5 protein-coding genes, 2 tRNA genes, 3 rRNA genes and 2 pseudogenes are annotated in these 13,066 nt (G+C 57.6%); 8 read left to right on the forward strand and 4 right to left on the reverse strand.

The genetic code is table 11. The annotated features are described in order from the left end of the window. The first annotated feature begins 30 nt into the window (after positions 1–30). From phnA to rrf, 8 genes are all read left to right on the forward strand, one after another. The gene (phnA, locus tag OH764_RS21825; RefSeq protein WP_498850766.1) at positions 31–1,308 is read left to right on the forward strand and encodes an alkaline phosphatase family protein; all 1,278 of its coding nucleotides are present in this window, start codon (positions 31–33) and stop codon (positions 1,306–1,308) included. Beyond that, positions 1,305–2,756: a phosphonoacetaldehyde dehydrogenase gene (gene phnY / locus OH764_RS21830; RefSeq protein WP_498850767.1), complete on the forward strand. Its 1,452-nt coding sequence runs from the start codon at positions 1,305–1,307 to the stop codon at positions 2,754–2,756. Before phnA ends, phnY begins: the two co-directional genes overlap by 4 nt. A gap of 4 nt (positions 2,757–2,760) precedes the next feature. Further along, positions 2,761–3,321 (forward strand): HD domain-containing protein, encoded by a 561-nt coding sequence (locus OH764_RS21835; protein ID WP_498850768.1) that lies wholly within the window; start codon positions 2,761–2,763, stop codon positions 3,319–3,321. Between the two features lie 530 nt (positions 3,322–3,851). Beyond that, positions 3,852–5,384 (forward strand): 16S ribosomal RNA (locus OH764_RS21840). Between the two features lie 75 nt (positions 5,385–5,459). Then, a tRNA-Ile gene (locus OH764_RS21845) sits at positions 5,460–5,536 on the forward strand. A 54-nt stretch (positions 5,537–5,590) separates the two neighbouring features. Next, positions 5,591–5,666: transfer RNA gene (locus tag OH764_RS21850), tRNA-Ala, on the forward strand. A 302-nt stretch (positions 5,667–5,968) separates the two neighbouring features. Further along, positions 5,969–8,847 (forward strand): 23S ribosomal RNA (locus OH764_RS21855). A 227-nt stretch (positions 8,848–9,074) separates the two neighbouring features. After that, positions 9,075–9,188, forward strand: a 5S ribosomal RNA gene (gene rrf, locus OH764_RS21860). Together the 16S, 23S and 5S rRNA genes with 2 tRNA genes alongside form the textbook arrangement of a ribosomal RNA operon. Before the next feature lie 136 nt (positions 9,189–9,324). Here the strand turns inward: rrf and OH764_RS21865 are convergent. From OH764_RS21865 to OH764_RS21880, 4 genes and pseudogenes are all read right to left on the reverse strand, one after another. Then, positions 9,325–10,262: pseudogene (locus OH764_RS21865) on the reverse strand (IS3 family transposase); the annotation flags it as partial. Positions 10,263–10,528: 266 nt separating this feature from the next. After that, positions 10,529–11,554: an IS110 family RNA-guided transposase gene (locus OH764_RS21870; RefSeq protein WP_498848681.1), complete on the reverse strand. Its 1,026-nt coding sequence runs from the start codon at positions 11,552–11,554 to the stop codon at positions 10,529–10,531. 46 nt (positions 11,555–11,600) lie between these two features. Next, a pseudogene (locus OH764_RS21875) lies at positions 11,601–11,909 on the reverse strand (transposase); the annotation flags it as partial. A gap of 122 nt (positions 11,910–12,031) precedes the next feature. Then, a complete protein-coding gene (locus OH764_RS21880; protein WP_498850769.1) occupies positions 12,032–13,027 on the reverse strand; it encodes a LysR family transcriptional regulator in 996 nt (331 codons plus the stop codon). Positions 13,028–13,066 lie beyond the last annotated feature (39 nt).

Consider the following 13,066-nt stretch of genomic DNA (forward strand, 5'->3'; position numbering starts at 1 on the left):
ACGCGTGCGTAGCACGCAGGGACGGGAACAATGGCAAGCGCAAACGAAAACGCGAAGCAACGCACGATCGAGGTCAACGGTCGCGGCTACCGGCTGCCTGAGGAGCCGACGATTGTGATCTGCGTCGACGGCTGCGAGTTCGATTATCTGGAAGCTGCGGTCGCGGCGGGCGTTGCGCCGTTCATCGGCAAGATGCTCAAGGGCGGCGCGGCCTTCAAGGGCGATTGCGTAATTCCCTCGTTCACGAACCCCAACAATCTGTCGATTGTCTGCGGTGTGCCGCCGTCGGTGCACGGCATCTGCGGGAATTACTTCTGGGACCCGAACGCGAATAGCGGCGCGGGTGCGGAAGTGATGATGAACGATCCAGCCTATCTGCGTGCCGGCACGTTGCTGGCCGCGGCAGCGGAAGCGGGCGCGCGCGTCGCGGTGGTCACCGCTAAAGACAAGTTGCGCCGGCTGTTGGGCTGGCAACTGAACGGCATCTGCTTTTCCGCGGAAAAAGCGGACACGGTGACGCGTGAGGAAAACGGCATCGACGAAGTACTGGAACTGGTCGGCTTGCCGCTCCCCGACGTGTACAGCGCGGCGCTTTCGGAATTCGTGTTCGCTGCCGGCGTGCGGCTCGCGCAAACTCGCGAGCTCGACCTGATGTATCTGTCCACGACCGACTACATACAGCACAAATGGGCGCCGGGCACCGAAGGCGCGAACGCGTTCTACGCGATGATGGACGGCTATCTGGCGAAGCTCGACGCGCTCGGCTGGGTGATCGGGCTCACCGCCGATCACGGCATGAACGCGAAGCACGATCCGCAAAGCGGCGAGCCCAACGTGATCTATCTGCAAGACATGCTCGACGAATGGCTCGGCGCTCGCAAGGCGCGCGTGATCTTGCCGATCACGGATCCGTATGTGGTGCATCACGGCGCGCTCGGTTCGTTTGCGACAGTTTATTTGCCGCGCGATGTCGATGTCGCGCAGGTGATCGAGCGGATTCGCGGGCTGCAGGGCGTCGAAATTGCGCTCGATAACCACACGGCGTGTGAGCGCTTCGAGCTGCCGAATGACCGCGTCGGCGATATCGTCGTGATCGGCACGAAGCATGTGGTGCTGGGTACCCGCCGCGACGAGCACGATCTGTCGGGGCTCACGGTGCCGTTGCGCTCGCACGGCGGCTTGTCCGAGCAGGAAGTGCCGCTCCTTTTCAACCGGCGTGTCGACGGATTGCCGGGCGCGGAGAGCGGAAAGAGGCTGCGCAATTTCGATATCTTCGACGTCGCGTTGAACCGCGTGTCGGCATCATGAACGCGACGCTGCGGGACCATCCGGCGTTCCGCGCGGAAGCGCTGCGGCTCGAAGGCGAGCGCGCGGCGCGTCCACGCTCGCTCGATGTAGTCGATCCGTACACGGGTACGCGCGTGGGCACGGTCGCGCTTGCGAGTGTCGATGATGTGCGCGCGGCATTCGAATACGCCGCTGCTTATCAGGCAAAGCTCACGCGTTATGAGCGCTCGCAGATTCTCGAACGCGCGGCCACGTTGTTGCGTGACAGGACCGAAGAGGCGTCGGATCTGATCTCGCTCGAATCGGGTTTGTCGAAGCAGGACTCGCGCTATGAAATTGGCCGCGTGGCCGACGTGTTCAGGTTTGCGGCAATCGAAGCATTGCGCGACGACGGGCAAAGTTTCTCGTGCGATCTGACGCCGCATGGCAAGCGGCGACGCGTGTTTTCGCAGCGCGAGCCGCTTGCTGGAGTGATCGTCGCGATCACTCCGTTCAACCATCCAATGAACCAGGTTGCGCACAAGGTCGCGCCGGCAATCGCGACGAACAATCGCGTGGTGCTGAAGCCGTCCGAGAAAGTGCCGCTGTCGGCGCTTTATCTCGCCGACATTCTGTACGAAGCCGGCTTGCCTGCGCCCATGCTGCAAGTGCTGACCGGCGACCCGCGCGAAATCGCCGATGAACTAATCACGCACCCGTTGGCTGAACTCGTCTCGTTCACGGGCGGCGTGGCGATTGGCAAATACATCGCGGCGAAGGCGGCGTACCGCCGCGTCGTGCTCGAGCTAGGCGGCAACGATCCGCTGATCGTGCTCGAGGACGCCGATCTCGAGCGCGCGGCGACGCTCGCGGTGCATGGCTCGTACAAGAACTCCGGGCAGCGCTGCACGGCAGTCAAGCGGATGCTCGTGCAAAAGCGCATCGCCGCCGATTTCGCCGATCTGGTCGTCGAGAAGACGCGGGCCTGGACTTTCGGCGATCCATTCGATGCGGCCAATCAGATGGGCACGGTCATCGACGTCGCCGCGGCGCAGCTTTTCGAGGCGCGGGTGAACGAGGCGATTGCCGGCGGCGCGCGGTTACGTATCGGCAATCGACGCAATGGCGCGCTGTATTCGCCTACGGTGCTCGACGGCGTGGAGCCGGACATGACGCTCGTGCGAGAGGAAACCTTTGGGCCGGTGTCGCCGATCATCAGCTTCGACACGCTCGACGACGCGATACGCATCAGTAACGGCACATGCTTCGGATTGTCTTCAGGTGTATGCACGAATCGGCAGGACGCGATCACACGGTTCATCAACGAACTGCGAGTGGGGACGGTCAACGTGTGGGAAGTGCCTGGCTATCGGACAGAGTTGACGCCGTTTGGCGGCATCAAGGACTCGGGGCTCGGCTATAAGGAAGGCGTTCAGGAAGCGATGAAGAGTTTCACTAACCTCAAGACTTTTTCGTTACCGTGGGAGTAATAGCGTGGCATTGAGTGTGACGGACATCCGTTCGCTGTTCGAGCAATACGGTGACATCGCTTATAGCGGCGAACCGGTAACGCAGCTTCAGCACGCATTGCAGAGCGGCGCGCTGGCTGAAGAAGCGGGTGCCGGCGACGAACTCGTCGCCGCTTCGTTTTTGCACGATCTCGGGCATCTGCTGAATCTTCAGGGCGCGACGCCGACGGAGCGGGGCATCGACGATCTGCACCAGTACTTTGCGTTGCCGTTCTTGCGGGCGGTATTGCCCGATGCGGTATTGGAGCCAATTCGTTTACACGTCGACGCAAAGCGCTGCCTTTGCGCGATCGACCAAGGCTATTTCGATCAGCTTTCCGCCGATTCGGTGCGGAGCCTGAGTCTGCAAGGCGGCATCTTCAGCAGCGAGGAAGCGGAGAGATTTCTGCAGAAACCGTACGCGCAAGACGCGCTCCGGCTGCGCAAGTGGGATGACCGCGCAAAAGAAGAACACCGCATCACGCCGGCTCTCGATCACTACCTCGATGTGGTCGAGCGAGTCATGCGTAAGAGCGCGATGATCTGACCCGGTTGGTGTAGTTCTGGCTTGTCCACGTTCTTGTCTTGGCGCTGGTTCTTGCGCAAATTCCGTGTGTCGAAATAACGCTTGCAAGGTGCTGGCTGGCTCGCTAGAATCTCGCTCTTTCGTGCTCCGGACGCCGGGGCACGGGAAGCGGGAAAGCCAGTAGTGGCAAGGCTTCGAGCGGTGGCAGCGGGTTCAGGCAGTAACAGAAACCTGTTGACGGCGCAGCCGGAGTTCTTCATAATCTCGTTTCTCTGCTGCAGATGCAGCGACGCAGAGCGAAGCGGTGCCGGGTAGGTGTGGTAAGGCGGCGCGGCGTGAGGCGGACCGATCTTTAAAAACTAACAGCCGATAAGTGTGGGCGCTTGATGCGCGACGCGAGCCGGGCCTTTCGGGGTCTGGCGCAAAGCGAAAGTATCAAGTCTCACACAGTAATGAAAGGAAGGTTTGGTCATCGAGAGATGGTTGAACACTTCGTCAGTACGTTGAGTGAGCGACCGGTTGGTAAAACAACCGAAAACAGTAACAGGTTTGAACTGAAGAGTTTGATCCTGGCTCAGATTGAACGCTGGCGGCATGCCTTACACATGCAAGTCGAACGGCAGCACGGGGGCAACCCTGGTGGCGAGTGGCGAACGGGTGAGTAATACATCGGAACGTGTCCTGTAGTGGGGGATAGCCCGGCGAAAGCCGGATTAATACCGCATACGCTCTGCGGAGGAAAGCGGGGGATCCTTCGGGACCTCGCGCTACAGGGGCGGCCGATGGCAGATTAGCTAGTTGGTGGGGTAAAGGCCTACCAAGGCGACGATCTGTAGCTGGTCTGAGAGGACGACCAGCCACACTGGGACTGAGACACGGCCCAGACTCCTACGGGAGGCAGCAGTGGGGAATTTTGGACAATGGGCGCAAGCCTGATCCAGCAATGCCGCGTGTGTGAAGAAGGCCTTCGGGTTGTAAAGCACTTTTGTCCGGAAAGAAAACCTCGTGGTTAATACCCGTGGGGGATGACGGTACCGGAAGAATAAGCACCGGCTAACTACGTGCCAGCAGCCGCGGTAATACGTAGGGTGCAAGCGTTAATCGGAATTACTGGGCGTAAAGCGTGCGCAGGCGGTTCGCTAAGACAGATGTGAAATCCCCGGGCTTAACCTGGGAACTGCATTTGTGACTGGCGGGCTAGAGTATGGCAGAGGGGGGTAGAATTCCACGTGTAGCAGTGAAATGCGTAGAGATGTGGAGGAATACCGATGGCGAAGGCAGCCCCCTGGGCCAATACTGACGCTCATGCACGAAAGCGTGGGGAGCAAACAGGATTAGATACCCTGGTAGTCCACGCCCTAAACGATGTCAACTAGTTGTCGGGTCTTCATTGACTTGGTAACGTAGCTAACGCGTGAAGTTGACCGCCTGGGGAGTACGGTCGCAAGATTAAAACTCAAAGGAATTGACGGGGACCCGCACAAGCGGTGGATGATGTGGATTAATTCGATGCAACGCGAAAAACCTTACCTACCCTTGACATGTATGGAACCCTGCTGAGAGGTGGGGGTGCCCGAAAGGGAGCCATAACACAGGTGCTGCATGGCTGTCGTCAGCTCGTGTCGTGAGATGTTGGGTTAAGTCCCGCAACGAGCGCAACCCTTGTCCCTAGTTGCTACGCAAGAGCACTCCAGGGAGACTGCCGGTGACAAACCGGAGGAAGGTGGGGATGACGTCAAGTCCTCATGGCCCTTATGGGTAGGGCTTCACACGTCATACAATGGTCGGAACAGAGGGTCGCCAACCCGCGAGGGGGAGCCAATCCCAGAAAACCGATCGTAGTCCGGATCGCACTCTGCAACTCGAGTGCGTGAAGCTGGAATCGCTAGTAATCGCGGATCAGCATGCCGCGGTGAATACGTTCCCGGGTCTTGTACACACCGCCCGTCACACCATGGGAGTGGGTTTCACCAGAAGTAGGTAGCCTAACCGCAAGGAGGGCGCTTACCACGGTGGGATTCATGACTGGGGTGAAGTCGTAACAAGGTAGCCGTATCGGAAGGTGCGGCTGGATCACCTCCTTTCTCGAGCTAGACGTGTCAAACGTTGAGCGCTCACGCTTATCGGCTGTAGTAGTAAAGAAACGCAGACAGACTCAGGGGTCTGTAGCTCAGTCGGTTAGAGCACCGTCTTGATAAGGCGGGGGTCGATGGTTCGAATCCATCCAGACCCACCACTGTCTTGTCTGGTGCGCTGGGCGTCTGAATACCTCTGGGGTCACTGTATGACTGGGGGATTAGCTCAGCTGGGAGAGCACCTGCTTTGCAAGCAGGGGGTCGTCGGTTCGATCCCGTCATCCTCCACCAATCCTCAATGCGTAGGGTTCTGTGTCAGGTACACAGAGCGTTGTGCATTGGCGATTGAGCCAGTCAGTAAGGATACGCGGTTACAGCAATCGCGCTATCGGCTGAACGTTCTTTAACAATCAGGAAGAAGTAGTAAAGAGATTCACGAAAGTGTACTTAGAGATGGGTACATGAGTAGGTGAATCAGGGTTGTGATTGTATCGATGTATTTTTAAGTGATCGAAAGATTGCTTTGGAATACGGCGCAACACGAATACTCAACCTGTAACGATTGTGAATCGACAGAGACACACCCGTTATAGGGTCAAGCGAACAAGTGCATGTGGTGGATGCCTTGGCGATCACAGGCGATGAAGGACGCGGTAGCCTGCGAAAAGCTACGGGGAGCTGGCAAACGAGCTTTGATCCGTAGATGTCCGAATGGGGAAACCCACTCCGTATGGAGTATCCATGACTGAATCCATAGGTCATGTGAAGCGAACGCGGTGAACTGAAACATCTAAGTAACCGCAGGAAAAGAAATCAACCGAGATTCCCAGAGTAGTGGCGAGCGAAATGGGAGCAGCCTGTACTCTTTATCTTCATTGTTAGTCGAAGGCTCTGGAAAGTGCCGCCATAGCAGGTGATAGCCCTGTAGACGAAAACAGCGAGGAAGAACTAGGTGTACGACAAGTAGGGCGGGACACGTGAAATCCTGTCTGAAGATGGGGGGACCATCCTCCAAGGCTAAATACTCGTGATCGACCGATAGTGAACCAGTACCGTGAGGGAAAGGCGAAAAGAACCCCGGGAGGGGAGTGAAACAGATCCTGAAACCGCATGCATACAAACAGTCGGAGCCTCGTAAGGGGTGACGGCGTACCTTTTGTATAATGGGTCAGCGACTTACATTCAGTGGCAAGCTTAACCGATTAGGGCAGGCGTAGCGAAAGCGAGTCCGAACAGGGCGTTCAGTCGCTGGGTGTAGACCCGAAACCAGGTGATCTATCCATGGCCAGGATGAAGGTGCGGTAACACGTACTGGAGGTCCGAACCCACTAACGTTGAAAAGTTAGGGGATGAGCTGTGGATAGGGGTGAAAGGCTAAACAAACCTGGAAATAGCTGGTTCTCTCCGAAAACTATTTAGGTAGTGCCTCGTGTATCACCTTCGGGGGTAGAGCACTGTCATGGTTGTGGGGTCCATTGCGGATTACTACGCCATAGCAAACTCCGAATACCGAAGAGTGCAATCACGGGAGACAGACATCGGGTGCTAACGTCCGGTGTCAAGAGGGAAACAACCCAGACCGCCAGCTAAGGTCCCCAAATATGGCTAAGTGGGAAACGAAGTGGGAAGGCTAAAACAGTCAGGAGGTTGGCTTAGAAGCAGCCATCCTTTAAAGAAAGCGTAATAGCTCACTGATCGAGTCGTCCTGCGCGGAAGATGTAACGGGGCTAAGCCATATACCGAAGCTGCGGATGCACATTTATGTGCATGGTAGGAGAGCGTTCCGTAAGCCTGCGAAGGTGCACTGGAAAGTGTGCTGGAGGTATCGGAAGTGCGAATGCTGACATGAGTAGCGATAAAGGGGGTGAAAGGCCCCCTCGCCGTAAGCCCAAGGTTTCCTACGCAACGTTCATCGGCGTAGGGTGAGTCGGCCCCTAAGGCGAGGCAGAAATGCGTAGCTGATGGGAAGCAGGTTAATATTCCTGCACCATTGTTGAATGCGATGGGGGGACGGATCGCGGAAGGTTGTCCGGGTGTTGGAAGTCCCGGTCCTTGCATTGGAGAAGGCGCTTTGGCAAATCCGGGCGCGTAATTCAAGGGTGTGAGGCCAGTCACTTCGGTGACGAAGCAATCGGAAGTGGTTCCAGGAAAAGCCTCTAAGCTTCAGTTCAACAAGACCGTACCGCAAACCGACACAGGTGGGCGAGATGAGTATTCTAAGGCGCTTGAGAGAACTCGGGAGAAGGAACTCGGCAAATTGGTACCGTAACTTCGGGATAAGGTACGCCCCTGTAGCTTGACTGGCCTGCGCCAGGAGGGTGAAGGGGTTGCAATAAACTGGTGGCTGCGACTGTTTAATAAAAACACAGCACTCTGCAAACACGAAAGTGGACGTATAGGGTGTGACGCCTGCCCGGTGCCGGAAGATTAAATGATGGGGTGCAAGCTCCTGATTGAAGTCCCGGTAAACGGCGGCCGTAACTATAACGGTCCTAAGGTAGCGAAATTCCTTGTCGGGTAAGTTCCGACCTGCACGAATGGCGTAACGATGGCCACACTGTCTCCTCCCGAGACTCAGCGAAGTTGAAGTGTTTGTGATGATGCAATCTCCCCGCGGCTAGACGGAAAGACCCCATGAACCTTTACTGTAGCTTTGCATTGGACTTTGAACCGGTCTGTGTAGGATAGGTGGGAGGCTGTGAAGCGTGGACGCCAGTCTGCGTGGAGCCATCCTTGAAATACCACCCTGATCTGTTTGAGGTTCTAACCTTGGTCCGTAATCCGGATCGGGGACAGTGCATGGTAGGCAGTTTGACTGGGGCGGTCTCCTCCCAAAGTGTAACGGAGGAGTACGAAGGTACGCTAGGTACGGTCGGAAATCGTGCTGATAGTGCAATGGCATAAGCGTGCTTAACTGCGAGACCGACAAGTCGAGCAGGTGCGAAAGCAGGTCATAGTGATCCGGTGGTTCTGTATGGAAGGGCCATCGCTCAACGGATAAAAGGTACTCTGGGGATAACAGGCTGATACCGCCCAAGAGTTCATATCGACGGCGGTGTTTGGCACCTCGATGTCGGCTCATCTCATCCTGGGGCTGTAGCCGGTCCCAAGGGTATGGCTGTTCGCCATTTAAAGAGGTACGTGAGCTGGGTTTAAAACGTCGTGAGACAGTTTGGTCCCTATCTGCCGTGGGCGCTGGATATTTGAAGGGGGCTGCTCCTAGTACGAGAGGACCGGAGTGGACGAACCTCTGGTGTACCGGTTGTCACGCCAGTGGCATCGCCGGGTAGCTATGTTCGGAAGAGATAACCGCTGAAAGCATCTAAGCGGGAAACTCGCCTTAAGATGAGATATCCCCGGGGCTTCGAGCCCCTTGAAGGGTCGTTCAAGACCAGGACGTTGATAGGTCAGGTGTGTAAGCGCAGTAATGTGCTCAGCTAACTGATACTAATTGCCCGTAAGGCTTGATCCTATAACAGGTGTGTCTCGACCAGCGTTGGCGCTTCAGCGCCTACACTGGTCCGATCCCCGAAGGGGATGCGCTTGAACTCGCAGTGAGTTCGCGCCAGACACCCAGGTTCAGAGATCAGTGTTGTGCCCGATACAGCACAACCCCGCATCGTCTGGTGAGCATCACCAGAAACTACTTCTTCCCGATTGGCTGTACCGCCCCACCGGCAGTACGGCAACCCGTCAAAGCCTGATGACCATAGCGAGTCGGTCCCACCCCTTCCCATCCCGAACAGGACCGTGAAACGACTCCACGCCGATGATAGTGCGGATTGCCCGTGTGAAAGTAGGTAATCGTCAGGCTCCCCAGCAGTATCAGAAACCCCACCCCAGCAAAGGTGGGGTTTCTGCGTTTACGCAGCGGTAAATTCACACGACGGAGACCTTGGGCCGGCCGAGCCCTGGACTTGCCCCCGCATGACCGGACATGCGGTCACGCTTAGGTTGGTGAATTTGCTCGCTGGCGAAACTCGCGTGGCGAGCAGTATTTCAGGGCGCTGTGCGGATGCGACTCGTTGTAGTGGTCAAACGCGATGGCCAGGTTCTGCAACGCGGTTCTCGCGTCCGGCTTGGGCATCCACGAGACGTAGTCTCTCTTCATCGTTTTGACGAAGCTCTCGGCCATGCCGTTGCTCTGCGGACTTCTGACCGGCGTCGTGATGGGTTTCAGGCCCACTTTTTTCGAGAACGTCAGCGTGTCCTCGGCCAGGTAGCAGGAACCGTTGTCGCTGAGCCATTCGATTTCGTTGTCGGCTTTCAGCGCACCATCGAAACGGTTTTCTACAGCCTGAAGCATCACATCGCGCACCATGTCTCCGGTATAGCCTCCAGTGGTCGCAGCCCAGCTCATGGCCTCCCGGTCGCAGCAGTCGAGTGCAAAGATGACGCGCAGCGGCGAGCCGTCATCACAACGGAATTCGAAGCCGTCCGAGCACCAGCGCGCATTGCTCCGGTCCACCGCGACCCTGCCGTCGTGTCGGCGCGTTGACTGGGCATGGCGCGGGCGGCGTTCGAGCAGCAGGCCGTAGGTATGCATAACCCGATAAACCCGTTTTGCATTAACGCGAGGCTGCCCCTGTGCGTCGCGGTTTCGCCGTAGCAGGGCCCAGGCGCGCCGGTAGCCGTAAGTTGGCAAATCAGCGACCAACTCCTGGAGCTCCGCGACGAGCGGCATGTCGTCACGGGCGGGCGTCTTACGCCTGTCGACCCATTCAGCGTCGCGCTTTGATTTCACCGCGAGATTCGAGCGCGACACACCCAGGACTTCGCAGACCGTCTTCATCGGTCGTCCCCCGGCAGCAATGGTGAGCGCGCAATCAATTTTTTTGCCCGGCCGTACTCCACTGCTTCGCGGAGGATTTCCACTTCCATCGTCTTTATATGGACGCCTCCGGCTTGCCAAGGACTTGTTGCGTTGTCGAACAGATGCAGGCTGCGGTTTTATATTCGGCCCGTGCAGGTCGATGCCCGCTGGCCCCAATGGAATCCGCTGACTCAATCCTCATTTTTGCCACGGACCATGACGTCCGGAAGACGATGCAGGTTTGATGAGTCTCGGTCTTACCTGTTTACCATTGCAACGTCACCTTGCGCAACCTTGAACGATAGAGTTGAGAATCAGAACGACGTGGTACGGTGGTGGGTCAAGTCGCCGCGACGGGCGGTGGGTAGCTAGCGCTGTATGAACGACCGTGGGCCAGCAGCGCCCATATAGTTCGGGCAATTTTGTTTGCCATCGCAACGACTACGACATTGAGCGGACGACGCATGCTTAATTGCACGGCCCACGAACCTGGGTCTTTCGCATGTTTCATGACGGAGCGGGCACCGTGAATCATAAGGGTCCGCAGATATCGGTCTCCTCGCTTACTGATGCCAAGCAGGCGGACCTTGCCACCAGTTCCGAACTGCGCGGGAACAAGCCCCAGCCACGCCGCGAATTCCCGCCCGGACCGGAAGGCTTTCGGGTCGCCCATGGAAGCGACAGCGGCAGTAGCAGTGAGGAATCCCACGCCCGGGATTTCTGCGATTGCCCTGCAGGCCGGGTTCTCACGTAACCATGCACGTAGTCGCTGCTCAATGACAGCAATCTGCTTGTCGATATCGACTAGCCGCTGCCATTGCTCTCGAAGAGAATCTATCAATACCCGTGGCAGGCGCGAATCGAGACGCTGCAGGACGTCTGGCATGGCCCGGTTCATTGCCGCACGCCCAACGCCCATCACTTCTCCGTACTCTCCCAGCAAACCCCTCAGACAGTTGGACTGGGAGCGTCGGAATATAACGAGCTGCTGCCGCATTCGATGCAACGCAAGAACGGCCTGCTGGGCTTCAGTCTTAACCGGCACGGCCCTCACACCCGGGTGTTTTGCTGCTGCCCAGATGGCACGCGCATCAGCTACGTCATTCTTGTTTCCTGTCACGAACGCCTTCACCAGCTTGCCGGGCATCAGCTTGACCTCGTGCCCGAGCTCAATGAGACGACGTGCCCAGTGCTGTGAACCTCCACAAGCCTCCATCCCAACAAGGCATCGTTCGCGATTAGCAAAGTGCTCCAGAAACTCGGTACGACGAAGCTGTCTGTCGAACACCTCGCCGGTATCTGTAACTATCCAGTGCAGCTGGAAAACCCGCTTGGCGATGTCTACGCCCACGACTGTCGGTTCCATTTGCGCTCTCCGGTAGGACGAGGCCTCAATTATGCGATGAGGAGGCGTCCATACCATTTTTGCCCAGCAGTCGCTGGAGTTCACGAATCTGCTTCATCGCTTCGGCCAGGTCGGATGCAGGCACAACCTGCTCGCCAGCACTGACTGCTGACAGGCTTCCGTCCTGATAGAGCTTGCGCCAGGCGAACACCTGGTTTGCATTCACCTGATGACGACGGGCAACTCCGGAAACGCTTGCTCCGGGCTCGAAGGTCTCGCGCACTATCGCGAGCTTCTCATCGACAGAGCGCCGGCGGCGCTGTTCGGGCTGGGTCAGAACTTCAATCGGTTCCACGTTAGAGCTGGGCTTAAACATAGGCGTAAGACTACCTCAAAGTTTAAGCGTTACCTCGTGTCCGGTTTTCGCGGGGGCCGGCCCAAGCCCGCACAGCTTCGCCGCCGCGGTCGAAACGCCGCGGCGTTTCCGCGTCCAGCTTATTACGTCGTGGTTTCTCCAGCCAATCCCGAAATCACCACCGGCACCGTGCCCACAGCGGTATCCATTTGACGCATGTCGGCCAACAGCGCCTCATCGCGGGCGATCACCTTCGGCAAATGCGTGCGCAAAAACTCGACCCATGTCCTCGTCTTCGCGTCGATGAACTTCCGGGATGGATACAGCGCATAAACGTTCATCTTCTGCAGCGTATAGTCCGGCAGTACCCGCACCAATGTGCCATCCCTCAATCCGGCGATGGCAGCGTAAAGCGGCACCATGCCAATTCCCATCCCTTCCCGGATCGCAACGACTAGCGACTCCGCGATATTCACCTGCACCGGGCCGTCGATCTGCATCGCCTCACTGCCGTTGGGCCCGTCGAGTACCCACTCGTGCGGCGCAAACGCTGGCGTATGCAGGATCAAGCACTCGTGATTCGCAAGATCAGCGGGTCGTTCGGGCACACCGTGCGCTGCGACATACGCGGGCGATGCGCAAAGTATGCTGAACGTCGTTCCAAGCGGGAACGAAACAAGGTCGGAATCGGGTAGCGCAGACGCACCAATCACTGCGACATCCGCGCTGCCTTCGAAAAGATCCGGTATGCGCTGCGACAGCGTCAACTCCACGGTCACCTCAGGATAAAGCGCGCGATAGTGTGCGATCGCGGGCAGCACATAGTGTTGTCCGATGCTTGCAAAGCTATGCATACGAAGCGGGCCGCTCGGGCGCTCATGTGCGCCGCTGGCTTCTTCTTCGGCGGTGTCGACGTCGGCAAGTATTTGCTGACATCGCTTCAGATAGCGCTCACCGGCGGTAGTCAGCGCCAGACGGCGCGTCGAACGGTTCAACAAGCGTGTGCGCAGATGGGCCTCAAGTTCGGACACTGCGCGCGACATCGCGCCCGTCGTCGAATTGAACGATTGCGCGGCAGCGGTAAAACTGCCGGCTTCCACTACGCGCGAGAACACCCGCATGTTTTGTAACGTATCCATCAATCCTTCTATTTCATAGCTGAAGCCGTATTGTCCGCT

The sequence above is a fragment of the Burkholderia sp. M6-3 genome, assembly GCF_050858985.1.
GTDB classification, from domain to species: Bacteria; Pseudomonadota; Gammaproteobacteria; order Burkholderiales; family Burkholderiaceae; genus Paraburkholderia; species Paraburkholderia caledonica.

Bases quoted from the DNA above. Each gene is read 5' to 3' on its own strand.
- phnA (WP_498850766.1), top strand. From the start codon at position 31: ATGGCAAGCGCAAACGAAAACGCGAAGCAACGCACGATCGAGGTCAAC.
- phnY (WP_498850767.1), top strand. From the start codon at position 1,305: ATGAACGCGACGCTGCGGGACCATCCGGCGTTCCGCGCGGAAGCGCTG.
- OH764_RS21870 (WP_498848681.1), bottom strand. From the start codon at position 11,554: ATGGAACCGACAGTCGTGGGCGTAGACATCGCCAAGCGGGTTTTCCAG.
- OH764_RS21880 (WP_498850769.1), bottom strand. From the start codon at position 13,027: ATGGATACGTTACAAAACATGCGGGTGTTCTCGCGCGTAGTGGAAGCC.